Origin of the sequence: Pantoea sp. ANP04 (genome assembly GCF_041982285.1) — a bacterium.
GTDB classification, from domain to species: Bacteria; Pseudomonadota; Gammaproteobacteria; order Enterobacterales; family Enterobacteriaceae; genus Pantoea; species Pantoea eucalypti.
The window spans coordinates 189,143-213,801 of the sequence record NZ_JAUTYS010000004.1; the positions used below are offsets into that span (position 1 = coordinate 189,143).

Annotated in this window: 21 protein-coding genes; 5 read left to right on the forward strand and 16 right to left on the reverse strand. The window is 57.0% G+C overall.

The window, feature by feature from the left end; translation table 11 throughout:
• Positions 1 to 14 precede the first annotated feature (14 nt).
• Positions 15 to 1,325: a type II toxin-antitoxin system HipA family toxin gene (locus tag Q7C21_RS07735; protein ID WP_375150582.1), complete on the reverse strand. Its 1,311-nt coding sequence runs from the start codon at positions 1,323 to 1,325 to the stop codon at positions 15 to 17.
• Positions 1,325 to 1,573 (reverse strand): type II toxin-antitoxin system antitoxin HipB, encoded by a 249-nt coding sequence (hipB, locus tag Q7C21_RS07740; RefSeq protein ID WP_003853619.1) that lies wholly within the window; start codon positions 1,571 to 1,573, stop codon positions 1,325 to 1,327. Before hipB ends, Q7C21_RS07735 begins: the two co-directional genes overlap by 1 nt.
• 176 nt (positions 1,574 to 1,749) lie before the next feature.
• Here hipB and Q7C21_RS07745 point away from each other — a divergent pair, with 176 nt between their 5' ends.
• Entirely contained in the window at positions 1,750 to 2,187 is a 438-nt protein-coding gene (locus tag Q7C21_RS07745; RefSeq protein ID WP_375150583.1) for a GNAT family N-acetyltransferase, read from the forward strand.
• Between the two features lie 29 nt (positions 2,188 to 2,216).
• Here the strand turns inward: Q7C21_RS07745 and Q7C21_RS07750 are convergent, their stop codons facing one another.
• From Q7C21_RS07750 to Q7C21_RS07765, 4 genes are all read right to left on the reverse strand, one after another.
• The gene (locus tag Q7C21_RS07750; protein ID WP_008925202.1) at positions 2,217 to 3,011 is read right to left on the reverse strand and encodes an inositol monophosphatase family protein; all 795 of its coding nucleotides are present in this window, start codon (positions 3,009 to 3,011) and stop codon (positions 2,217 to 2,219) included.
• Between the two features lie 23 nt (positions 3,012 to 3,034).
• Positions 3,035 to 4,096 carry an ABC transporter ATP-binding protein gene (locus Q7C21_RS07755; protein WP_003853623.1) on the reverse strand — a complete coding sequence of 354 codons (1,062 nt, stop codon included), beginning with the start codon at positions 4,094 to 4,096 and terminating at the stop codon, positions 3,035 to 3,037.
• Complete coding sequence (locus Q7C21_RS07760; RefSeq protein WP_187512603.1) at positions 4,093 to 6,318, reverse strand: iron ABC transporter permease; 2,226 nt, start codon at positions 6,316 to 6,318, stop codon at positions 4,093 to 4,095. Before Q7C21_RS07760 ends, Q7C21_RS07755 begins: the two co-directional genes overlap by 4 nt.
• An 88-nt stretch (positions 6,319 to 6,406) precedes the next feature.
• Positions 6,407 to 7,429 (reverse strand): ABC transporter substrate-binding protein, encoded by a 1,023-nt coding sequence (locus tag Q7C21_RS07765; protein WP_008925204.1) that lies wholly within the window; start codon positions 7,427 to 7,429, stop codon positions 6,407 to 6,409.
• A 223-nt stretch (positions 7,430 to 7,652) separates the two neighbouring features.
• Here Q7C21_RS07765 and Q7C21_RS07770 point away from each other — a divergent pair, with 223 nt between their 5' ends.
• Together Q7C21_RS07770 and Q7C21_RS07775 are read left to right on the forward strand one after the other, a co-directional pair.
• Positions 7,653 to 8,687 (forward strand): LacI family DNA-binding transcriptional regulator, encoded by a 1,035-nt coding sequence (locus Q7C21_RS07770; protein ID WP_003853628.1) that lies wholly within the window; start codon positions 7,653 to 7,655, stop codon positions 8,685 to 8,687.
• 263 nt (positions 8,688 to 8,950) lie between these two features.
• Positions 8,951 to 9,844, forward strand: coding sequence for an SDR family oxidoreductase (locus tag Q7C21_RS07775; RefSeq protein WP_003853629.1), 894 nt, complete (start codon positions 8,951 to 8,953; stop codon positions 9,842 to 9,844).
• A gap of 143 nt (positions 9,845 to 9,987) precedes the next feature.
• Here Q7C21_RS07775 and Q7C21_RS07780 read toward each other — a convergent pair whose 3' ends face one another.
• The 5 genes from Q7C21_RS07780 to Q7C21_RS07800 all read right to left on the reverse strand — a co-directional run bounded on the left by Q7C21_RS07780 (position 9,988) and on the right by Q7C21_RS07800 (position 13,677).
• A complete protein-coding gene (locus Q7C21_RS07780) occupies positions 9,988 to 10,458 on the reverse strand; it encodes an RES family NAD+ phosphorylase (protein ID WP_003853630.1) in 471 nt (156 codons plus the stop codon).
• Positions 10,458 to 10,910: an antitoxin Xre/MbcA/ParS toxin-binding domain-containing protein gene (locus Q7C21_RS07785; protein WP_003853631.1), complete on the reverse strand. Its 453-nt coding sequence runs from the start codon at positions 10,908 to 10,910 to the stop codon at positions 10,458 to 10,460. Before Q7C21_RS07785 ends, Q7C21_RS07780 begins: the two co-directional genes overlap by 1 nt.
• Before the next feature lie 89 nt (positions 10,911 to 10,999).
• Complete coding sequence (gene ampC, locus Q7C21_RS07790) at positions 11,000 to 12,151, reverse strand: class C beta-lactamase (protein ID WP_182629795.1); 1,152 nt, start codon at positions 12,149 to 12,151, stop codon at positions 11,000 to 11,002.
• Positions 12,152 to 12,182: 31 nt separating this feature from the next.
• A complete protein-coding gene (locus Q7C21_RS07795) occupies positions 12,183 to 12,428 on the reverse strand; it encodes a hypothetical protein (RefSeq protein ID WP_003853633.1) in 246 nt (81 codons plus the stop codon).
• 91 nt (positions 12,429 to 12,519) lie between these two features.
• Positions 12,520 to 13,677: a glycosyltransferase family 4 protein gene (locus Q7C21_RS07800; protein WP_003853636.1), complete on the reverse strand. Its 1,158-nt coding sequence runs from the start codon at positions 13,675 to 13,677 to the stop codon at positions 12,520 to 12,522.
• A 619-nt stretch (positions 13,678 to 14,296) separates the two neighbouring features.
• Here Q7C21_RS07800 and hpxO point away from each other — a divergent pair.
• Positions 14,297 to 15,454, forward strand: coding sequence for an FAD-dependent urate hydroxylase HpxO (gene hpxO / locus Q7C21_RS07805; protein ID WP_008925208.1), 1,158 nt, complete (start codon positions 14,297 to 14,299; stop codon positions 15,452 to 15,454).
• 40 nt (positions 15,455 to 15,494) lie between these two features.
• Here the strand turns inward: hpxO and dcp are convergent, their stop codons facing one another.
• The 5 genes from dcp to guaD form a co-directional block, all read right to left on the reverse strand.
• On the reverse strand, positions 15,495 to 17,540 hold the full coding sequence (gene dcp, locus Q7C21_RS07810) for a peptidyl-dipeptidase Dcp (RefSeq protein ID WP_039660219.1): 2,046 nt from the start codon (positions 17,538 to 17,540) through the stop codon (positions 15,495 to 15,497).
• Positions 17,541 to 17,602: 62 nt separating this feature from the next.
• A complete protein-coding gene (gene xdhC, locus Q7C21_RS07815) occupies positions 17,603 to 18,379 on the reverse strand; it encodes a xanthine dehydrogenase accessory protein XdhC (RefSeq protein ID WP_375150584.1) in 777 nt (258 codons plus the stop codon).
• On the reverse strand, positions 18,366 to 20,732 hold the full coding sequence (gene xdhB / locus Q7C21_RS07820) for a xanthine dehydrogenase molybdopterin binding subunit (protein WP_187512598.1): 2,367 nt from the start codon (positions 20,730 to 20,732) through the stop codon (positions 18,366 to 18,368). Before xdhB ends, xdhC begins: the two co-directional genes overlap by 14 nt.
• Complete coding sequence (xdhA, locus tag Q7C21_RS07825; RefSeq protein ID WP_187512597.1) at positions 20,722 to 22,164, reverse strand: xanthine dehydrogenase small subunit; 1,443 nt, start codon at positions 22,162 to 22,164, stop codon at positions 20,722 to 20,724. The genes xdhB and xdhA overlap by 11 nt, the downstream gene beginning before the upstream one ends.
• Positions 22,161 to 23,489, reverse strand: a complete 1,329-nt coding sequence (gene guaD, locus Q7C21_RS07830; RefSeq protein WP_039660214.1) for a guanine deaminase — start codon at positions 23,487 to 23,489, stop codon at positions 22,161 to 22,163. The genes xdhA and guaD overlap by 4 nt, the downstream gene beginning before the upstream one ends.
• Before the next feature lie 401 nt (positions 23,490 to 23,890).
• Between guaD and ydfG the strand changes: the two genes are divergently transcribed.
• Positions 23,891 to 24,637, forward strand: coding sequence for a bifunctional NADP-dependent 3-hydroxy acid dehydrogenase/3-hydroxypropionate dehydrogenase YdfG (ydfG, locus tag Q7C21_RS07835; protein ID WP_187512596.1), 747 nt, complete (start codon positions 23,891 to 23,893; stop codon positions 24,635 to 24,637).
• The last annotated feature ends 22 nt before the right edge of the window (positions 24,638 to 24,659 follow it).

The following is a 24,659-nucleotide window of genomic DNA, read 5'->3' on the forward strand; positions in this document are numbered from 1 at the left end:
CCAGCTCCGTGCCCTCACTCTCCATGCCGTAACCGCTCCAGCATAATCAATGCATGGCTGAAAATGGCGTCGGCGATATGCTGAGGAAAGTCGGGCGGCAACGCATCACGCACCAAAACGATTGCCTGGGGAAGCGCTTTAATGAAGAAGTCAAAGATCTGCTGCAGGCTGTCACGATCAAAACTCACCTGCTTCGCCGTGGCGATAAAATGGCGCGGGTAAATTTTGTCGATCTCCGTCCTCTTCTCCTGAGTGGCACCCAGCCCCATCGCCAGTGTCAGCGTTTGCGTGTTCATGCCGGAACCCGACTGCACCGGGTACGCGGAGATCACATCATAAAAAGGGGTCAGACGGTAACTGCCGCCGCGCTCAATAAACAGTGAGAAATTCCTGGCGTGACCGTCGGTGGCACCAATCAGCCACTGAAATACCTGGAACATCATAAAGCGATAGCGATCTTCAATGGCGTGACGTGATCCCATCAGTATCTGCATGATCTCTGCGATGCCCGGCCCGCCATCCGATTCATATTGGGTTGACGAGGTCAGTCCCAGCGCCTGACAGAAATCCTCCTGTGGCAGGCGAATCAGCCGGGTTTTGTCACGTGACCAGCGGCGATCAAAGCGTTCAACGGCGAGGGCGCGCATCTTTCCGGCCCGGATAATGGTCGCCTGCGGCACATTGATAGCGAGTGCGCGGGCCAGCGTCAGACAAAGATACTCATTCTCTACGCTTTCACGCATATCCAGCGTAGCGGTCGGCTGTTTAATCTCACCGACTGGCAGCTTAATGATGTGTGAGGCAGACGTGCCACCGGCAGGAATGCTCCAGCCTTCCTGCGTCAGCAGCAGCGCGGTTTTCTCCTGTGCACCCGCAACTGAGAGGCGGAAATCGGGCTCCTCATGCAACATTCCCAGCGGAATATCGTACCTGGCCGACAGTACGCTTTCGAGCCGGGCTTCATCCAGCACCTCATAACGAGCCTGCACGGCAGGCAATGGCCTGTCGGGCGGCAACAGCATGATTGCTCCGACGGTGTCACGTCCCACCTCCTGCAGTAAATCAAAGGGCTCACAGGATTGAGTCTGGTAACGCGCTGCGATTCTCTCACGAATCAGTGGGCTGTCCGGCAGCAGGTTATCGAAGAAGTTAATCACAGCGTGTGATGTGATCGCCTTAACCTGCAATGGCATTGAGAGTGACAGCGGCCGGGAGAGCGGATTACTCAGCCAGCCGGTATCATACTGAAACGCATGGGTGCCGTTTCGCTGCCGTGTCAGTACACCCACCCGTTCGCCGTTCATCCACGCAATCAGCCTTTGCATTACCACTCATCCTCATCATGCAAATGAGTCGCCGTGACCGCCTCTTTTTCCTGAACGGCCAGACTCACTTCCAGCGCCTGTAACAGCTTAAACAGCGTGGCCAGTGAGGTGCTGTCAGGCGCATTTTCAAAATGAGAAATGGTAGCCTGTTTCAGGCCGACCTTTTTTGCCAGCTCACTCTGCGTCCAGCCATTGCGCTGGCGGATAAACTTGAGCTGGTTTGCCAGCTGTATCGGGCTGTATATCATGGGGTGACTCCTTAAGGATCACAGGCTGTCAGCATAACGCAGATGCATTATCCTTTACAGGGGATAAAAAGAGATTATACCCGCAAAGGGATAATCAGTCATTTATACCCCATAGAGGATAATCGCCCGTATATCCCCTGCAGGGGATAAAAACACGCAAATAGAAGAGGAACAGAATGCGCACATTTACCCTTACCCATCAGGAAAACGATAATGATCGGGACGCGTTGCTGACAGGATTAGGCGCTTACAACCGGCAGTTTATCAGCCGCGAGAACTGGGGCCCGCTGTCGGTTTATCATAAAGATGCAGAAGACGTGTTGCGCGGTGGAGTCATCGCATCGCGCAAAGGCAACTGGCTCTGCATTGATTTTCTCTGGGTGGACGAAACTGTGCGTGGCAGTGGTCTGGGTCGCGCGCTGATGGAAGCCGCGGAACAGGAGGCGGCTAAGAGGGGATGTCTCTTTGCGCTGGTGGATACCTTCAGCTTTCAGGCTCTGCCGTTTTATCAGAAGCAGGGGTATCAGCAGCAGATGTCCCTGCCCGACTTTCCAGAGAACGGTATGCAGCGTCACTATCTGACGAAAACGCTCAGGGTAACAGACTCACGCTGACCGCCATTAAAGCAGTCAGCGTGACAGGGTCACAAACCCGCAATACGCCGAAGGTCTGCTTCGGCGCCGGGAGCAACGGCCAGAACCTGCGCCCCTTTGATGATGCGGTCGCCTTCGGTATTGAACGGGTGGTACCAGCCGCCCGCCTCTTTCACCAGACAGTAACCCGCCAGGCAATCCCAGGCGTGCATATAGGGTTCGTAATATCCCACAACCCGACCGGCGGCGACCCACGCCAGCATCAGCGCGCCCGAACCAATGCGGATAAAGTTACCGCCCGCCGACAGCAGCGCCGCCACAATCTCGCCAACCTGCTGCGGACTGACATAACTGTTAGCGCCAAAGCCGGTAACATGGTTTTGCAGTGTGCGGGTGGGATCAACCTGCAGACGACGACCGTTCAGCGTCGCGCCCTGCCCCAGTGCCGCCACATAGCACTCCTCATAAGTGGGTGCGAAAATCACACCGATAACCGGCACATCGCCACGCAGCACTGCCACCGAAACGCACCAGCTCGGCATCCCATTGAGAAACGGGCTGGTGCCATCGATCGGATCAACCACCCAGGTGTAGTCAGAGTGTCCCGCCTGCAGCCCCGACTCCTCACCCAGAAAGCCATCATCGGGAAACGCATCCTTTATGCGGCTGGCGATCAACTGCTCTACTTCACGGTCGGCAATTGACACCACATCCTGCAAATCGTACTTGGTCTCTACCACCAGCGTGTCGCGACGGTTAAACCAGCCTAGCGCGGTCGCGCCACCTTCGCGGGCCACAGCCTCCGCTAAAGCCAGTCGCGCCATTATTTCATCATGCGATGCCATGCAAACTCCTCGGGTTAATCAGATTAACGGGCAATCAGGGCAAGGCCCTGCGGCTTAAAGTTGACGCCTACCAGGGTGGCGAGAGGCAGACGCTGTTCCATCTGCGGATCGATAATGAACAACGCGCCCAGCTCGGTCGCGACTTCATATTCAATATGGTCACCCAGCCAGGTGCTGTGGATCACTTCACCCTGCAACGCGCCCTGGCCATCGCCAGACAACGTAATAAACTGGGGTCTCACCGCCAGCTGGGCACTGCCGGTTTTAGCGCCCGCACCCCGCACCCGAAAGCGCTGGTTACCCAGACGAACCAGTGCGTCATCTGCATCCGCCTGCTCCACTTCACAGGGCAGAATATTGGCTTCCCCCATAAAGTCCGCAATAAAGACCGAGTTGGGCGAATGATAAAGCGTCTCCGGCGCGCCCTGCTGGGCAATATCCCCCTCTTTCATGACAATAATCTTATCGGAGACTGCCAGCGCCTCTTCCTGATCATGGGTGACATAGACCGCCGTAAATCCGAGCCGCTGCTGCAAATCACGGATATCGGTGCGCACCCGACGGCGCAGACGCTCATCAAGGTTCGACAACGGCTCATCGAGCAGCAGCACCTGCGGTTCCAGCACCAGCGCACGCGCTACCGCAATACGCTGCTGCTGTCCGCCAGAAAGTTCAGACGGCAACCGCTCTCCCTGACTCTCTAACCCCACCAGCTTCAGCCCCTCACGCGCCCTGTCCTGCGCTTCGCGTTTGTTCATGCCCGAGGAGAGCAGCCCGTAAAGAATGTTGTCGATAGCGTTCATGTGGGGAAACAGCGCGTATGACTGAAACACCATCGCCACATCCCGTTCGTTAGCGGGCAGATGCGTTACCTCTTTGCCGCCAATCAGAATCCTTCCCGAGGTGGGATGCTCCAGCCCGGCCAGTAGCCGCAGCGTGGTAGTCTTGCCGCAGCCGGACGGCCCGAGCAGCGTCACCAGCGTGCCTGGCTCTACGGTGAGCGACAGATCCGGCACGGCGGTAAAACCAGCAAAACGCTTCGCGACATGTTCAAACACCACCGATCCGGCGTTAATGGTCGTCATAGGGCTCTCTCCTGAGTCAGTGTGGAGGCAGAAGGTGCGGTAACCATCACCGCCGGTTGGGTTGTACGGCGCAGGCGACGTTCGCCCACCAGCAGCTGGAACAGGCCTATGATTAGCAGCATCACGACAATCAATACCGACGAGTAGGCAATGGCGACGCCATACTCACCGTTCTCCACCAGCCCGACGATGTAAGAGGTCGCCATGTTGTACTGGGCGCTGACCAGGAAAATCACCGCGCTGATCGAGGTTATCGCCCGCACAAAGGCATAGACCAGCGCGGCGCTGATCGCCGGTTTCAGCAACGGCAGCACGACTTTGCGCAGCGTCCGAAAACTGTTAGCGCCCAGCGTCAGTGAGGCTTCATCCAGGCTTTTATCCAGCTGGCTCATCGCCGCAATCCCGCCACGCACGCCGACCGGCATATTACGGAAGACAAAGCAGGCGATCAGGATCATCGCGGTACCGGTCATCTCCAGCGGCGGCAGGTTATAGGCCATGACATAACTCACGCCGATGACCGTACCGGGAATGGCAAAGCTCAGCATCAGCATGAATTCAAAGGTCTGACGGCCGGCAAACTTCTGCCGCACAATCAGCCAGGCCGTCAGCAGCCCCACAATGGCCGTGAGCGGCGCAGCGATCAGGGCAATCTCCAGCGTGGTCCAGAAGGAGTTCCAGGCGACGCCGCGCCAGACCAGTTGCCCCTGATTGACGCTGACGCTGAAGGCGCGAATGTAGTGATCCAGCGTCAGGTTGTTATTCAGCCCCCACGACTGTACAAAGCCGCCAATCATGATCATGCCGTAGATCACCAGCGTGAAGAGTCCCCACGGGATGACCATGCCATAGACGCTGTAGCGCACCGGACGCGGCAGCATCACGTGACGGCCACCGTCGCCTTTGCCGGTGACGGTGGCAAAGCTTTTTCCGGCGAGCCAGACGCGCTGCACCAGAAATGCAGTCAGCGTAAAGCCCAGCAGGATCATCGCCAGCACCGCCGCGCGGCTCGGGTCGTTCTGTGCGCCGACCACAGAGAAGAAGATTTCGGTGGAGAGCACGCCATGACTGCCACCCAGCACCATCGGGTTACCGAAATCGGCCATGCTTTCGATAAAGCTGATCAGGAAGGCGTTGGCCAGACCGGGCGCCATCAGCGGCAGCGAGATGCGGGAGAAGGTGCGCCAGCGACTGGCGCGCAGCGTCTGAGAGGCCTCTTCCAGTGACGGACTGACACCCTCGACCACGCCAATCAGCACCAGGAAAGCGATAGGGGTAAACGACAGCACCTGCGCAATCCAGATGCCGGTCAGGCCATAGAGCCAGCGGCCCGGTTCGATGCCGAACAGCGTTGCCAGTGATTCTGTTACGACACCGGAGCGGCCAAACAGCAGGATAAGCGCCAGTCCGATAACAAACGGTGGCGTGATAATCGGCAGAATGGTCAGCATCCGCAGCGCTTTCTTGCACGGCAGCGACGTGCGCGTAGCCGCCAGCGCAAACGCCAGCCCCAGCAGCGTCGAACCGCTGGCGGTCATCAGCGCCAGTCCCAGCGTGCGCCAGGCCGTGCCGCAGGTGCCACCGGTGAAACAGGAGAGACTCCAGATCGCAGGGTCCTGCATATTGGCAATCAGCCCATCCGGTTTGAAGCTGCCATCAATATCCTGCACCGAGGCGACAAACAGGCTCAGCACCGGATAGAGCACAAAGGTGGTCACCAGCGCCACCAGCAGTACAATCGACGCCACGACAAAGGCATCACCTTTCAGCACACCCCGCTCCGCCAGGGCAAATGCGAAGATCAGCAAAAACACGGTCAGCAGCAGCAACGCGCCCGCGCCCATTGCTGGCTGGCCCAATGCCTGCGGACCCGCGATATGTTCCAGCCACAGCCAGTTCCAGCCACTGAAACCAATGGCATGCCCTTCCAGCACCAGAAACAGGATGCCCGTGACGCTGAAAAGCAGCAGGAGCGTGCTACGCGTGCGGCCCGGCGGCAGAAAGACGCTGGCCGCAGAGAGCAGCCACAGCGCGACAGCAATACTCAGCCAGCGGCGTAACGCGAGCTGCCCCAGCGCCGGTGCACTGTTCTCATCGGTCCATAAGCTGAACAGCCACTCCCCGCTGAAGAAGCCCTGCTCCAGGCTGTACCAGGGCAGCAGCGTCAGCGCGACGGCGCCCGCCAGCAGCGCCGCGGTTAAGCGACGATTGTGCGCATTCATAAATTACCTCGATCAGGAAGCGGGCATCAGGCTTACGCCACCGCGGTCTGGCAACGGCCCGGCTCAGGCGGCCGGGACAACCCCACTGTTATTGCGCGCTGGCACCAATCTCTTTATCCCAGCGGCCCAGCAGCGCTTTACGTTTTGCCGAATCGCCATAGGTTTTGAAGTCATAATCGATCAGTTTGATGTTCTCGAAACGCGGCGCATATTCAGAGATCTCCGCCTGACGGTTGGAAGGGAGCTGGAACGATTTCGCCTCTTTCATGTGTGATTGCGCCTCAGCGCTCAGCGCCCAGTCATACCAGACTTTGGCATTTGCCAGATTTCGTGCTCCTTTGATGATCGACATTGAACCAATCTCATAGCCAGTGCCTTCACAGGGCGCGACGGGCTTAATCGGGAAGCCATCCACTTCCATCGCTACGGCATCGTGCATAAAGACAATCCCGAGGGTGGTTTCACCGCGCGCAGCGGCTTTGACCGGCGCAGAGCCGGACTTGGTGTATTGCGAGATGTTGGCGTTAAGCTTCTTCAGATAATCGAAGGCTTTGTCTTCACCCATAATCTGCACCAGCGTCGCCAGGGTGTTATAGGCCGTGCCGGAGGAGTTGGGATTGGCGATCTGAATCTCACCTTTAAAACCCGGGTCGAGCAGGTCAGCCCAGCAGGCCGGGACCTTCAGCTTTTTCTCCGCCAGCAGCTTCGTGTTATAGCCCCAGCCCAGCGCACCGGCGTAGACGCCCACGGTGCGATAACCGGAGATTTCCGCCACTTTTTGTGACCAGGGTTGTTGCTGATCGAGCAAAGGGGATTTATAGGCCTGGGTTAAGCCCTCTTCGGCAGCCTGCATGTGCGGATCCCCGGTGCCGGCCCACCAGATATCGGTACGGGGATTGCGTGCTTCACTGCGGATACGGGCATAGGCTTCACCGGCAGAGAGCCGCACCATGCTGAGTTTGATATCAGGATGGCTCTGGCTGAACAGCGTGGTCATCTGTTCACACACCACCACATCCGCTGAGCAGATCATGTTAAGGCCGGCCGCCGAGGCAGCAAACGGCATCATAGGGCAGACAATGACAGCAGCGAGCAGAGAGGAATAACGCATGATGTTCTCCTGGGGCTGGATGACGCAGGTGCGCCAGCTATTGCACATGTGTGCAAACGTATGCGCAAAGTAGTACGGCGAGCTGTTGACACTGTCAATTCGGTTGTTACGCAATTGTCAGGCGCTGTCACAAATTTGAAACACTTTACGTGCAGCCATGTTTTGCACAGCCTTGCAATTTCAGGCAGACTCAGTGCAGACAACGGTGGGACGGGGAAATAAGATGCAGCAGCTTAAAGCGGTGGTAAGCGCACAGGATGTCGCAGACCGGGCGGGCGTTTCCCGTTCAGCGGTCTCCCGCACCTTTACGCCAGGTGCCAGCGTGTCGGAGGCCACCCGTCAGCGGGTGATGAAAGCGGCAGAAGAGCTGGGCTATCACGTCAACCATCTGGCACGGGGTCTGGTTCGCAACCGCAGCGGCATTGTCTGTTTAATTGCCTCCGAAGTGGATACGCCCTACCGTGCCAGCCTGGTGCGCTGGATGACCCAGTACCTGCAGGAAGCGGGAAAAGTGGCGATGCTGATTAACACCGACCGCTCGGATGCGCGCGTTTCCGCCGCGCTGCAACAGGCGATTAATTTTCGCGCCGACGCCTCCATTATTCTTTCAGGTATGCCTGACAGCGGCATTACCCGCCTCTGCTACAAACATGGACAGCACCTGGTGCTGATTAATCGCGATGAGTCTTTGCCCGGTACGCTCAATATTAATCTCGACTCCGGCCCGGCAGCGGAAATGGCGGTCAACGCATTTGTGCGGGCGGGCTGCAACCGCATCGCTTTCGTGAATTCGCTGGCGGGAACACCCAGCCTGCTGAAGCGCGAAGCCGATTTTCTGGCCGCGGCGCAGAAAGCGGGCGTCGCGGTTCAGGTCGAGCGGTTCGGCTCCACCTCCTATGAAAGCGGACAGATTCTGGCTCAGCGTCTGCTGACCCGAAAAGTTCGCCCTGACGCGGTTTACTGCGCCACCGACCTGCTCGCCTGTGGCTTTATGGATGAAGCGCGTCACCGCTTTGCGCTGCGTATTCCGGAGGATCTCTGCATCATGGGGCACGACAATATTCCGCAATCAGGCTGGTCCTCTTACAACCTCACCACCTTCGCGCAGCCGGTGGAGCAGTTCGCCCGCGATGCGATTGCCTGGCTGGTGGAGACGGAAGCGCAACCGGAGACACTGATGCCGAAGAATGAACAGCAGCAGGAGCGCAGAATATACCCGGTGGATGTCGTCTGGCGGGGTTCAGTACGCGGCGGATAACCGCCTTTTTTTATTTTCTGCCGATGCGCTTTATTCGCTGTAATAATGACCAAAACCCGCCACGCTTCGTTTTAAATATCCCCTTCCCGCGCAGAAAAATAATCGGAGGCTCCGGCACAGTTTTCTGATTTCATGACTACGCTTTATCAGCATTATTAATTTCTTCTGGTTTTACCTGCTCAATGAATCAGCAGTCAGATGTGACAAATATCACATTTGTGCCAGGCTTAATGTCTCAGATAACGTTGTTCAAGGAGCATACAATGGCGACACCCACTAACAAGACGCTCGATCTGGATCAATTCCCTAAACCTCCTTTTGAGGATCAGCCACAACAGGCACCAGGCCTGGCCAGCAAAATGATCCCGGTTCCCGATCACGGTGAAACCAGCTATCGCGGCACAGGCAGACTGACTGGCCGTAAGGCGCTTATCACCGGCGGTGACTCCGGCATTGGCCGCGCGGTAGCTATCGCTTATGCCCGCGAAGGCGCAGACGTAGTGATCAATTACCTGCCTGAAGAACAGCCCGACGCTGATGAAGTGGTTAAATTAATCGAAGCGGAAGGCCGTAAAGTTTTCGCTATTCCGGGCGATATTCGTTCTGAAGAATTTTGTCAGCAATTGGTTAAAGACGCAGCCGATAAATTAGGCGGTCTGGATATTCTGGTGAATAACGCCGGTCGTCAGCAATTTAATGAGTCCATCCGTACCCTGAGTACGGAAGATTTTGATGCGACGTTTAAAACTAACGTGTATGCCATGTTCTGGATCACCAAAGCGGCGCTGGAATATCTGCCACGCGGTGCATCCATTATTAATACTTCTTCGGTTCAGGCGTTTAAACCCAGCGATATTCTGCTGGATTATGCGCAGACCAAAGCCTGCATTGTCGCCTTTACGAAATCACTGGCTAAACAGCTGGGTGGCGAGGGTATCCGGGTCAATGCTGTTGCCCCAGGTCCTTACTGGACGCCGCTGCAGTCCAGCGGTGGACAGCCAATGGAGAAAGTGAAACAGTTTGGCGCCGATTCACCGATGGGTCGCCCGGGCCAGCCGGTTGAAATCGCCCCGCTCTATGTCACGCTGGCCTCAACCGAAAGCAGCTACTCTTCCGGTCAGGTCTGGTGCTCTGATGGCGGTACCGGCACGCTGTAACAATATCCCGATGGCCGCGTTATGCGGCCATTTTTTTGTCCCGCTTTCTTTCGTTTCGTTACCCAGCCGCCACGGTGGCAACCGAATGGCATTGGTGTGCCTGTTCAGATTGCGCGAGGTGACCGGGAAAGCCTGTTAGCGCCCTACTGCAGCCGGAAGCGGGGATCGAAGAAAAACGGCTCCACCACCACCTTGCTGACGATGCCGGCCGCCGCCGGATGACGGGGATTGAACAACGCATTCCACTCACCGGTCAGCGTGCTGGGCACCTTGAGCACCAGGCCGTTGTCCGGGCTGGCGAGCCAGTCGTCTCCAATCTGCCGTGTAGAGGCGGGTGCAGGATCGGTCTGCCAGTCGTCGGGCAATGCCGACAGCGAGAGCTCGGTGATCAGAGCCTCTGGCACACTAATCGCCAGCATAGCGTAGTCATGCGCCAGATCCTGAATGGTGAGATGCACTAAGGCCTCCAGCACACACAGCGCCCGGCTCGATCCCATATAAACACAAACCGTGCCCACAGAGTTCCAGCGCCCGCCATAAGTACGGGCACCAAACCCATCAAAAGCGGTCATTGCATATTCACGCTTCACCAGACGGTAAAAAGGCACCGCCATCAGGTAATCACGCCATGCTCAAGCTGACCAATCAGGTTAATGACCGCTTCTGCACCCGCTACCGTGGTGGTCATTTCCGCCGGTTTTTTACCTCCCAGCGCTTTAGCCGGCGTTTCCAGCCACTGCACCAGGCGCTGCCTGTCGTCGCGGAACAGTTTACTGGCGGCAGAGAGAACACGAATCAGCATGTAGATGCGTCCGCTCTGGTCGGGCGAAAAGGTCTGATCAGGATCTTTCACTTTGCGGTTATAGGTGGTGCGGTCAATGCCCGCCAGACGGCATAGCCAGCCTTCGTCAAAGGTGGACAATGACGCCGTGCGTTTCAGCACGCCGCTGCTGAACCCCACTGCAATTCGCTGGTGCGCATCGGGCAGCGTATCCGGCAGGTTCAGTGCATGCAGCAACGACGTATCGCGACGATGCTGAGCGGGTGTATAGATGGCGATGGACATAGCAGCCCTCCTGTTCATTTGATTTTTATTTTAGCTCAAATGAACAGGAGGTGCCAGCCTTACCCCGTCGCAGAGTAAGCAGATAGGTATTAAGGCGTGCCCTGATGTAACGCCTGCAGAATCTGCCAGGCGGCCTTTATGCGCAGCGGATTGGGGTAATTTTTGTTGGCGAGCATCACGATGCCGCTGTTCTGCTCAGGGATAAACGCGATATAAGCACCGAATCCATTGGTGGCACCGGTCTTATGCACCCAACTGGCGTTCAGTGAAGGCCCGACCGGATTTAGCAGGGTCGCTGGCCGCGGTTGTAACGCAACACCATTGTCACTGTCGCTGATGATGGTGTCGGCAGTGGCAGGCAAATCATAGATCTCCCAGCCCAGTCCCTGCCAGAAACTGCCGATTTTGAAATAGCGCGACTGTGCGGTGCGGATAGCATTACGCAACACAGTGTTGCCCGAGGAGAGGCGATTAGGATCGACGTTGGCCTGCATAAAGGTCAGCATGTCACGCGCGGTGGATTTAACGCCGTACGCTTCGGCATCCAGCATGCCGGGGGAAACCCGAACCGGCTGACCATTTTTATAGCCCCACGCGTAGTCCAGCATCATTGAGGGCGGCACGGTGATATAAGTGCGCGTCAGCCGCAGCGGCTGAAACACATTGCGCGCCATCGCCTGCTCATAATCCCCCTTCACCATCAGCGAGCCAAACAGACCGATACTGGCGTTAGAGTACTGACGAAGCGTGCCTGGTGATGCTTTTGGCTGCCATTCCTGATAAAAGCGCAGCAGTGAGGCCTGATCGGTAACCTCATCCGGCAGCTGTAAAGGTAAGCCACCGGCGGTATAGGTCGCCAGGTGCAGCATCCTCACCGGACGCCATTGTTCACCGGTCAGCTGCGGCCAGTATTTCTGTACGGGATCATTGAGGCGAATGTCACCGTTGCGGATCAGGATACCTGCCAGCGTACCGGTAAACGTTTTGCTCACCGAACCCAGCTCAAACAGCGTATTTTCCGTCACCTGGCGGCCTGATGCGAGATCGGCCACGCCGAGGTTCACAAACTGCGCCCGGCCCTTGTAAAGCACCGCCACCGACATGCCCGGGATCGCCTGCTGCTCCATCAGCGGTTCGATCGCGGCTTTAACCAGAGAAGTGACCTGCTGTGAAGAGAGATCGGCGGCAACACAGCTGGCAGAAAGAGACAGTAAAGCAAAATAAAACACAGACTTTTTCATTGGCAACTAAAGGCTTCTTCACTGAAATGAATTATTTACACTGGCTGGCACACGCCTGTACGCACATCTGCGCCTCTGAACTGCAGGCACCGTTTTCACGGGTGTTGCAGTGTGACTGTTCGACGTAGCAGTTGGTCTGACAGGCGGAGACATCACAGCGGGCTGCCGCAGGGGTCAGCTGAACCAGAGGCGCGCGGGCCGGAAAAACCGGTGCGGGCTGAGCGAAGGCGCTGCTGCCCAGTAATCCGGACAGCAGCAGAGTGAGGATAATTTTCATAAGAGTTCTCCAGTGGGACGCTGCGCTAAGTATGGCTAGTCTGGCGCGCGCCGTCAGAGAAATCTAATCAAATTGAGACACCAGGAGGATGTTAAGTGGCATTCACTACGCCACGACGGTAAATATCGTTGAGCCGGGCAATGTAGCGCCCGGTATCATGCTGCTCTTTGATGCGCAGAATCGCCGCCTCGCCTTTCTCCTGCAGCATCTCAGGCCGTTCGATGATGGCGAGCAGCGTGGATTTAAGCCCTTCCACCAGGGACTGTCGCAGCTGCGTTTTCTGCTCTGTTGACGTAATGCTGTATTCACGGTCCGCGTTCAGCGGACTCGCCAGCACCCAGCCCGCGCTATCCGGGTTAATTTCTGGCAATGCACGCACGTTGCTGGTGATCACCGGGCAGCCATTAGCCTGCATTTCCAGTACAGAAAACCCGTAGGTTTCCTGCCAGGTCGGTAACAGGCCGGCATCGCTCTGGCGGAACAGCTGCATTAGCGCACTGTTTTCCATCTGGGTATGATGCGTAAAGCAGCGATGGCGTTTGATGCGATTCTCAATGTCGCGGTAAAAAGCCTCGTCATCCTGGAACTGGCGGTGAGCAACGTTGCGGCGCTTAGCGAGATCACCAATCAGCTGCACATCCAGCTGCGACGCATCCAGCCGCTTCTCTTCAATCAGCTCACTGATAGCCAGCACCACTTCGGCTCCGCCTTTGCGGTAGAACTCGTTACCGGCAAAAATCAGCCTGAGCGTACCTGACTGGCGTGGCGCTTTTTGCTGAACAAACAGCGTCTGTGGCGGATGCAGCACCACGGTTTTACGCTGAATCTGCCGGGCGACATCCGCTTTGAACAGCTTCATCTGAATGTTCAGCGTGGCGTCGGAAATGGCAATCAGCCCCAGGCAATTGTCTTTTAACAGATAGGGGATCAGGCGTTGCAGCTCAGGGTTATCCTGCTTGGCTACGCCAGCCACCGGCAGCACGCGCGGCAGCTCAGTCTCAAATGAGGCGACCCACTTCTGTCGGGTAATCGCAACCTCATTAAACAGATGCAGGATGTCAGCCCGCGCTGCCCCTGAAAAAGGCACAGGCTGAAAGACAAAGGTTTTGTTTTTCTTGAGCAATCGGGTTCGTAACGGGTTGATAAAATAGAAAAGATTGCTCTTTTTCAGATTGATGTACTGGTTTTCCGGATTAACTAAAATATTACGTTGCTCCGGATACTGGTTATTCGTGATTCCAACTTTCATGGTCGTTTTCCAGAGTCCTTTATGTCCAGAGTGATCTATATCACGCGATCGTGCCAGATGCGTTTGAGCAATATCCTAAAAGACCGTTTCGCCTCGAAATAATTAACTTTACTAATCATTAAAAGCCATAACCGGAAGGCCTTCGTCGTGCCTGCGCGCCTGTACTGAACAAGGCTTTCTGATAACGTCACAGCGCATTATTGTCCGATAAAGAGGCAAAGCCACGGAAAAGGGTGTGCTGTGTGTCATGAGAATATGACGCTGCCCGGGCGGGCTGATTTCAGGGAAGCGGGTGATTTAGTTTATAATTTTTAAACAAATTAAAACGGGTATAAGGCTAAGCCGCCGACAATGCACGCTGAAGGATAAATGGCTCTGAAACTGACCGACTGCACCTGATGAATGATGAAACAATCGATGCAGAAAAAATGATCACTGCACCCTTTTGATTCGACCTTTTGCCACATTTAAGTGCATGAGGTCAGCAATCAGACGACGCAGCCACCTCAGAGATTATATGTCAACGTACTGATTAACCTGTTTTTTCTACTCACTCTCCCTGTAGGCCTCCCTCTGGTACAAAAGTTGCAGGAAAAGTCTATGCAGACAGGAGAGCATTATGAAAGCAATCGTGATTGGTGGCGGTATTGGCGGAATGAGCAGCGCCATTGCGCTGGAGAAAGCCGGAATTGACGTGGAAGTTTACGAAGCGGTGCAGGAAATGAAGCCTGTCGGCGCGGCGATTTCCATCTGGCCCAACGGCGTTAAATGCCTGAATGCGCTGGGAATGAAAGCCGCGCTGCGTGAGCTGGGCGGTAACATGGCCTTTATGGCTTATCACGACGGCGCGACCGGCGTACCTCTGACCCGCTTCAGCATGGCGCCGTTGGTTCAACAGGTTGGTGAATACCCTTATCCGGTAGCGCGTGCAGAGCTGCAGGCGATGCTGATTGATACCTTTGGCCGTGAACGGGTGCAGTTTGGTAAGCGGGTGATCCAGGTTGAACAGACCGCAGACGGCGTGATCGCCACCTTTTCTGACAACAGTCAGGCCACCGGCGATTTTCTGATTGCTGCCGATGGCACCCATTCGGTGATTCGTGAATATGTGCTGGAAGAGAAGCTGGAGCGCCGTTACGCCGGTTACGTTAACTGGAATGGGCTGGTCACCATTGACGAACGGATTGCACCCGCCGATCAGTGGACTACCTTTGTCGGTGACGGCAAACGCGTTTCGCTGATGCCGGTCAGCGGTAATCGCTTCTACTTCTTCTTTGATGTGCCGCTGCCGAAAGGTCTGCCGCAGGATCGCAGCACCGTGAAAGCCGATTTAACCGGCTACTTCCAGGGCTGGGCGGAGTCGGTACAGCAGCTGATCGCGGCGATTAATCCCGACACCACCAACCGGGTTGAGATCCACGACATTGAACCCTTTAGTCGCTTTGTGAAAGGACGCGTTGCTCTGCTGGGTGATGCAGCCCACAGCACCACCCCCGATATTGGTCAGGGCGGCTGCGCGGCGATGGAAGATGCTGTGGTGCTGGCGTCGACGCTGGCCTCACATTCGCTGGGCATCGAAGATGCGCTGCTACGCTATCAGGCGCGCCGCGTTGAGCGGGTCAAAGATCTGGTGCTGAAAGCGCGCAAACGCTGTGATGTCACCCATGCTCGCGACCCGGCGGTCACGGCAGAGTGGTATCAGTCACTGAAAAACGAAACCGGTGAGCGGGTGCTGGCCGGAATGTGCGAAACCATTGAAGGTGGCCCGCTGGGCTAGCCCCAATAACAAAAGGGCTGTCATGGTGACAGCCCTTTTGTTATGAATCCGCCAGACCGCGATTTTTCAGCATCGGCTCAAGCTGTGGGGCCGCGCCCCGCCAGCTTTCATACAGCGTTTTAAGATCGCTGCTGTTCCCACGTGACAGAATTTTCTGTCGGAAGATATCGCCGTTCTCACGCGTCAATCCGCCATGCTCCGCAAACCACTGATAGCCATCGTCGGCGAGCATCTGCGTCCAGATATAGGCGTAATACCCTGCGGCATAACCGCCGCCCCAGATGTGCTGGAAATAGCTGGAACGATAGCGCGGCGGCACCGCTGTCAGCGCCATATTGTCGCTCTGCAACGCCTGCTGCTCGAATCCCTCCACGCTTTGCGGCGCGGCATCACGGTTAAGGCTATGCCAGTGCAGATCCAGCAGCGCGGCAGCCAGCAACTCGCTCATCTCATAACCTTTGTTGAACGTTGCGGCCCGGACAATCTTTTCATGCAGCTCAGCGGGCATCAGCTCATGCGTCTGATAGTGGCGAGCGTAGTTGCGGAACACCGCCGGCTCGCTGGCCCAGTGCTCATTGATCTGCGAAGGAAACTCGACAAAATCGCGCGGGGTCTCCGTGCCTGACAGGCTCGGATAGCGCTGGCTGGCAAACAGGCCGTGCAGCGTGTGGCCGAATTCATGAAACATCGTAATGACGTCGTCCCAGCTCAGCAGCGCCGGTTCACCGGCGGGCGGTTTGGTGTAGTTACAGACGTTATAGATCACTGGTTTGGTGTCGAGCAGCGTCGACTGGTTGACGAAGTTGCTCATCCAGGCACCGCCGCCTTTGCTGTCACGCTTAAAGAAGTCGGTATAGAACAACGCCAGCGGCGTCTCGTCCGCATCGAAAATTTCATAGACCTGCACGTCAGGATGATAAACCGGCAGATCCTGTCGCGGGGTAAAACGGATGCCATAGAGCTGTGTCGCCGCCCAGAATACCCCGTTCTGCAGCACCGAGTTAAGCTCAAAGTAGGGCTTAATCTGGCTCTCATCGAGGTCATAGCGTGCGCGCCGCACCTGTTCAGCATAAAAACGCCAGTCCCAGGCCTGCAGGGTAAAGCCGCCCTGCTGCTTATCGATAGTCTGCTGGATAGCCGCGGCTTCGCGTTCGGCACGGGCGCGCGCAGCGGGCACGATGTTGTGCATAAAGGCCAGCGCTGCTTTGGGGGTTTTGGCCATCTGATCCTGCAGTTTCCACTCCGCATAGCTGGCAAATCCCAGCAGCCGGGCCTGCTCCGCCCTGACCTGCGCCAGCCTTAACACCAGCTCGCGGGTGTCGTTTTCATCCCCTTTTTCCGTGCGCGTCACGCCCGCCTTAAACAGCGCTTCACGGGTTGCGCGATCGGCGAGACTCTGCAGCGCCGGTTGCTGCGTGGTGTTCTGCAGCACCAGCAACCCGCTTTTTTCCAGCCCGCGCGCCTGCGCTTCCGCCTGTGCTACGGCCAGATCGGCCGGCGACAGACCCGCCAGCTGCTGCAAATCATTGACGACAAGTCCACCCGCTTTGGTGGCAGCCAGCAGTCTGTTGGTGAAGCGCGTACCGAGGCGTGCGGCCTCCTGATTCAGCGCTTTAAGCTGCTGTTTTTGCGCCTCAGGCAGATTGGCCCCCGCCAGCTGGAAGCGCTGCCAGATCACTTCAACCAGACGTTTTGATTCAGCATCCAGTTTAGCGCGCTGCAGATAGACCGCGTCGAGCCGTGAAAACAGCGGCCGGTTCAGCATGATGTCATCGTTGAGCGCGGTAAGCTGGGGCGCTATCTCCTCATCCACCTGCTGCAGATACGGGCTGGTATGGGCCGAGGTCATGGCACCAAAGACCAGATTGACCCGGTTAAGCAGCTGTCCGCTCTTCTCCAGTGCTTCAAAGGTGTTAAGAAAGGTGGGCGCTTCGCTATTCAGGGCGATCGCCTCGATCTCCTGACGCTTCTCTTCGATGCCCGCCTGCAGCGCAGGCAGGAAATCCTGCTCCTCTATCTGGTCAAAAGGCGGAGCATGATAAGGCAGTGTGCTGACGCTAAAGAAGGGATTCTGACGGGCGTTCATGGTTCGCTCCTGATGGGGCATCGCAAAGTCTTATCCTGACAGGTTGCCGCGCAGGCCACAACTCAGGTGATATGTTGCTGATAAACGCAGATAATTTCACCGGCAATCGCCACCGCAATCTCGGCGGGTAGCTTGCCTTTAACATCCGGCAGACCAATCGGGCAGCGCAGGCGCGCCAGTGATTCGCTCTGAACGCCCCTGCCTGCCAGCCGGTAGCGAAAACGCTGGTTTTTCGTCGCCGAACCGATTAATCCGGCATAGCGGAAATCCCCGCGTTTCAGCACCGCTTCACACAGTTCAAAGTCCAGCGGATGATGGTGGGTCATGATAATAAAGTAGCTGCCCGCAGGCGCCTGCGCCACGCAATCGAGCGGATCATCGGGCTGCCAGGTCACTACGCCCGCAGGGACGCTGGAAAATTGCGCCGGACGGCTGTCAATCCAGTTTATGTGACAGGGTAACGTCGCCAGCAGGTTAACCAGTGCCTGTCCGACATGACCTGCACCAAACAGAAATATCTCCGGCTGCGCCTGCAGCAGCGGCTCAAACAAAATCTTCGTTTTGCCACCACAGCATTGTCCAAGCCGCGCGCCGAGGCTGAAATCTTCGGTATGGGGCGCGGTCGCCCCATCCTGCAGCATCGCCCTGGCCTGGGCGATACACGCAAATTCCAGATGACCGCCACCGATGGTGAGAAAGCTCTCCTGCTGTGTGACGACCATTTTGCTGCCGCTGTCACGGGGCACCGAACCGTGCTCGCTAAGCACGGTAATCAGCACGCAGCTTTGCCGTTTTTCACGCAACTGGTGAAGCACGCCTATCCAGTCATGATAGATCATCAATGGCTCCCGACAGACGCTGCACGCCCCAGAAAATGCGCTCCGGTGTAGCGGGCGCATCCAGCAACGGATGCTGGCGGTAATCCGCCACGCTGGCGACCGCATCCTGCAGCGCACACCAGGCGGCTATCCCTAACATAAACGGCGGTTCGCCAACGGCCTTGGAGTGGAAGACCGTGTCTTTCGGGTTTTTGCGGTTCTCCATCAGTGTGACCCGCAGATCCGCCGGCACGTCACTGATGGCGGGAATTTTATAGCTCGCGGGACCGTCGGTCAGCAGCTGACCTTTGTCATTCCACACCAGCTCTTCGCAGGTGAGCCAGCCGACACCCTGGACAAAGCCTCCTTCGACCTGACCGATGTCGATGGCCGGGTTCAGCGAGGCACCAACGTCATGCAGGATGTCGGCGCGCAGCAGGCGGGATTCGCCGGTTAAGGTGTCGATGACGACCTCGCAGCAGGCCGCGCCATAGGCGTAGTAATAGAATGGCGTGCCGCGCCCGGCAACGCGGTCGTAATGAATGCCTGGTACGCGATAGTAGCCGGTGGCAGAGAGCGGCACCTGATTCAGCCACGCCAGTTTCGCCACCTCAGCGAAGGTGTAATGTTTTTCTCCGGCACGTACCACGCCATTGCGGAAGCTCACCGCCGCAGCGTCGCACTGATGCAGTTCGCAGAGCATGGCGGTCATGCGATCGCGCAGGATTTCAGCCGCATTCTGCGCCGCCTTACCGTTGAGGTCAGCACCGCTGGAGGCCGCTGTTGGCGAGGTATTGGGCACTTTACCGGTGTCGGTGGGGGTAATCTGGATTTTATCGGTCTCTATCTGCAGTACTTCGGCGACAATCTGGATCACCTTGGTGTTCAGGCCCTGGCCCATCTCGGTGCCGCCATGATTCAGCTGCACCGTGCCATCGGTGTAAATCAGGATCAGCGCGCCCGCCTGATTAAGGAAGCTGGAGGTAAATGAGATGCCAAATTTTACCGGCGTCAGCGCCAGACCGCGTTTCAGCAGCGAACTGCGGGCGTTAAACGCCGTGATTTCCGCGCGACGCGCCTGATAGTCGCTGCTCTGCTCCAGCTGTTCGGTAATCTCATCCAGCAGATTGTCCTCGACCTGCTGGTGGTAATGGGTGATGTTGCGATCCTGCTTGCCATAATAGTTACGCTTGCGCAGCGCCAGCGGATCCAGCCCACGGTGGCGGGCGATGTGATCCATGATCTGTTCAATCGCCACCATACCCTGCGGTCCGCCAAAGCCGCGATAGGCGGTGTTGGAGGCGGTATTCGTGCGGCAGCGATAGCCCGTGACCAACGCATCGCCGAGGTAATACGCATTATCGGCGTGGAACATGGCGCGATCGACAATGGATCCGCTCAGATCCAGCGAATAACCGCAGTTACCGGCCAGATCGATTTTGATGCCACACAGCCGGCCATCCTCCTCAACGCCTGCCTCGTAACGCACAAAGAAAGGATGGCGCTTGCCGGTCACGCGCATGTCGTCGCGGCGTGAGAGTCGCATCTTTGCCGCCCGCCCCGTCTGACGGGCTACGATGGCGCAGAGACAGGCGACACCGGCGGCCTGCGTCTCTTTGCCACCAAAGCCGCCGCCCATACGGCGCATATCTATCGTCACCTTATTCAGGCTGATGCCCATGACTTCCGCCACCAGCTTCTGCACTTCCGTGGGGTTTTGGGTGGAAGAAAAGACCTGCAGCTGCTGATCTTCGCCAGGAATGACCATTGCCGTCTGGGTTTCCAGATAAAAATGCTCCTGACCCCCGATATGAAACGACCCGCTCACCCGATGCGGCGCACGCGCCAGTGCCGCGTCCACATCACCGCGCTGATGGATGTGCGGTTCCTGTACAAAGCTGCCCTGCGCCAGCGCCTGCTCTACATCCAGCAGCGGTTCCAGCACCTCATATTCGATCACCGCTGCGGCCGCGCCAAGACGTGCAGCGTCAGGGGAGTCCGCCGCGACGGCAATCACGATCTGCCCCAGGTACTCGACTTTGTCATGCGCCAGCAGCGGATCGCCCGGCTCCAGCGGCCCGACATCATTGATGCCCGGCACATCCTGCCAGGTTAATACGCTGACGACACCCGGCACGGCATAACAGGGCTGCACATCAATATTCACGATGCGCGCATGCGCGTGTTCACTCAGACGCGGGCAGAGATGCAGTAAACCCGGCAACTCCGGTTTATCGTCGATAAAATGCGCCTCGCCAGAGACATGTTTCTCCGCGCTTTCATGGCGGTTACTCCGGCCTACGCCGCTCTGTAAATCGGCGGCATACTGGGCCTTGATGACCTCTTCGTTGAGTTCCGGGCGGTTATGAGACATAGCGAGAGACCTCAAGGCAGGTGATTTCGCCGTTATGGCGATGCCAGTAGCGGCGAAGCAGGTTACGGGCGACCTGCAGACGGTAGTCACTGCTGGCGCGAAAATCGGAAAGCGGCTGGAAATCAGACGCAAGCGCGGCAGCGGCACGTGACACCGTCACGGAATTCAGTGGCTGACCCATCAGCGCCTGTTCACAGTGGTGGGCGCGTTTTGGCGTCGCCGCCATACCGCCAAAGGCGATGCGGGCACCACTCACCACGCCCTGTTCGATTTGCAGGTTAAAGGCAGCGAAGACGGCGGAGATATCATCATCCAGCCGTTTGGAGACCTTCCAGGCGACAAAATCAGGTGACACCGTCACCTTATCAATGCGAATTGCGCGGATAAACTCCCCTTTTTCCAGCTGTGTCTGCCGATAGCCGGTAAAGAACTGGTCCAGCGGCAGGCTGCGTTGTTCTTCACCGCGCTGCAGCAGCAAACTTGCATTGAGGGCCAGCAGCACCGGCGACGCATCGCCTATCGGGGACGCATTAGCGATATTACCGCCCAGTGTGCCCTGCAGACGAATTTGCAGTGAGGCAAACCGCTGCAGCATCTCGCTGACACCAGGAATGCGGGTGGCAAGAAACTCACTGACCTGCTGCAGTGAGGCACCTGCACCCAGCAGGTAATGATCGTCAAATTCACTGCAGACCTTAAGCGCGGCCACCTGCTCCAGCGCAATCAGCAGCGGTATTCTCTTATGCTGCTGGGTAATCTGCAGGCTGAGGTCGGTACCACCGGCAATCAGTTTCGCATCGGGATGCGCCAGGTAGATCCCTGCCAGCTGAGCCGGCGTTTTGGGCAGGAAACAACGGCGGCCTTCACCGTCTATCTCCTGCATGTCCGGGGTAGCCAGCGCCTCCAGCCGCTGCACGGTGGCGGCGGCACTGTGATCGAACTGGTCAGTAACCGGCTGGGAGCAGAGCTGTTCTGCGGCAGCCATAATGGGCCGGTAGCCGGTGCAGCGGCAAAGATTACCGGCCAGCGCCGTTTCCGCCTGATGGCGATCCCAGCCCGCTGCGTTTTTTTGCAGGCTGAACAGCGACATGACAAAACCCGGCGTGCAGAATCCGCATTGTGAGCCGTGGCAGTCGACCATCGCCTGCTGCGCCGGGTGCAGTGCACGACCGTGACGCAGATCCTCTACGGTGATCAGCTGTTTACCCTGTAATGACGAGACCAGCGTCAGACAGCTATTGACCGTTTCATACTGCATCTCACCCCTGACGGCTTTTCCCAGGGTGACACTGCAGGCGCCACAGTCACCAGAGGCGCAGCCCTCTTTGGTACCAGGACGATGCTGACGGGTGCGCAGATAGTTGAGCACCGTAAGATTGGGGTCAAGTGCCTCTTCCCTGACCAGCTGGTTGTTTAACAAAAACTCAATCATGCGGCTTGCTCCTGTGCGTCGCGCTGCCAGACCGGACGACCATTTACCCAGGTCTGGGCAATATTGCGATCGTCGCCTAGCGTCATTAATACAAACAGCTTTTCCCAGATATCTTTGCTATTGCCAATACGCAGCTGCTGCAGCGCAGAGACTGCCGGATCGAGCACGACAAAATCGGCTTCTTTGCCGATGTTAAAATTTCCGATGGCGTGGTCGAGATCCAGCGCACGCGCTCCGCCCAGCGTGGCGTGATAAAAGGCTTCAGCGGCACTGAGCCGGTAGTGCTGCAACTGGCCTACTTTGTAAGCCTCACCCAGCGTCTGCAGGATATTAAAGGTGGTGCCCGCGCCGACATCCGTGCCGATTCCCACTTTCACGCCCTGCTGCCAGCTGCGTTTAATGTTAAACAGGCCGCTGCCGAGGAAGAGGTTTGAGGTTGGGCAAAAAGCAATTGAAGAATCAGTATCGTGCAGACACTGCCACTCTTTATCCTCCAGATGCAGACAGTGCGCGAAGACGCTGCGACGCCCGGTTAGCTGGTGATGATGATAAACATCCAGATAGCCCTCACGCTCCGGGAACAGCGCTTTTACCCAGGCCACCTCCTGTGGATTTTCGCTGAGATGGGTATGCAGCCAGGTATCCGGAAATGCCTGGCGCAACTGCTGCACTTTTTCCAGCAGTTGCGGGGAGGAGGTCGGCGCAAAACGCGGCGTCAGGGCGTAGCTCAGCCGTCCACGATTATGCCAGCGCTCAATCAGCGCCCGTGTCTGCTGGTAGCTCTGCTCCGGGGTTTCGGTAAGATTGTCGGGCGCATTGCGATCCATCATCACCTTCCCGGCAATCAGTCGCATGTTCAGGGCTTCTGCGGCACTGAACAGCGCCTCCACCGATTGTGGATGGACAGTACCAAACACCAGTGCGCTGGTAGTGCCATTTGAGAGCAGCTGATGCAGGAAAAAGGCGGACATTTTGGCCGCATGGTCAGGACAGTGATACTGCGCTTCAACCGGAAAAGTGTAGTGATTCAGCCACTCCAGCAGCTGTTCACCAAACGCACCAATCATCTCTGTCTGTGGATAGTGAATATGCGTATCGACAAAGCCAGGTACGATCAGTTTGCCGCGCAGATCGGTAATCGGATGGCCTGCCAGCATCGCCTCGCTGTTCTCCCAGCTATCCAGCCCTGCTACGCGTCCGTCACGCAGCAACAGCACCGCATCTTCCAGATAGCGCGCCTTACCGGCCAGGTCGTCGGGCTGATCCACGACACCAGTAAAGTCAAAGAAGCTGGCGCGAATCGCCGTGTCGGTTGCTGATAGCATGGGTTGTCCTTTCTGAAAGCGCGATAGAATAGTTGCAGGGAAATCTCCTGTTATAGCCTTGCAACCTGCGTGCCAGAACTGGTGAGCCGTAAAATCCTTATAAATCAATCAAATAAATCATTCACTGCCTGTTGCGCAACATAAATCACCATAGATGGCTTAGCAACCGTTTGCGGAACGGAGGCAAACGGTTGCGCCTCAATTTTATGTAAACTGATCATACTGAGTATGGCCTGCCGGAGGGAAACGTGCCCTTTTTAGGTGCAGCCTGCCCTGAAAAGGCGCAGTCAGTTAACCGGTAAATTCCATTTACAGGCCTGGCGATTTTTCAACGCGCAGAAGCGGAAATGAAATGCTATGGTGAAGTCATCGACTCTGAAAATGGCATAAGGAACAGTGAGATGATTATTTTTGTCACCGGCGCGACCGCCGGTTTTGGTGAAAGCATCACCCGCCGCTTTATTGAGAATGGTCACAAAGTCATTGCCAGCGGACGCCGCGCCGAGCGTTTAAAAGCGCTGAAGGAGGAGCTGGGCGAGAATCTTTATACGGTGCAGCTGGATGTGCGTAACCGTGCAGCCATTGAAGAGATGGTCATGCACTTACCGGCAGAGTGGCGCAATATTGACGTACTGGTTAACAACGCTGGTCTGGCGCTGGGGATTGAACCTGCGCACAAAGCGAATGTTGAAGACTGGGAAAACATGATCGACACCAACACCAAAGGCCTGGTTTACATGACCCGCGCCCTGCTGCCCCACATGGTAGAGCGCGATATCGGCCACATCATCAACATTGGCTCGATTGCCGGTAGCTGGCCTTATGCCGGCGGCAACGTGTATGGTGCAACCAAAGCGTTTGTCCGTCAGTTCAGCCTTAACCTGCGAACCGATCTGCACGGTACGGCACTGCGCGTCACCGATATCGAGCCCGGCCTTGTCGGCGGCACGGAGTTTTCCAATGTGCGCTTTAAAGGCGATGATGACAAAGCGGGCCAGGTCTATGAAGGCGCAAAGGCTTTAACACCCGAAGATGTGACAGAAGCGGTCTGGTGGGTTGCCACGCTGCCTAAGCATGTCAACATCAACAGTCTCGAAATGATGCCGGTCAGCCAGACGCTGGCAGGCCTGAAAGTCCATAAGCCTTAAGCCTCTGCAGCGCCAGTCCGTC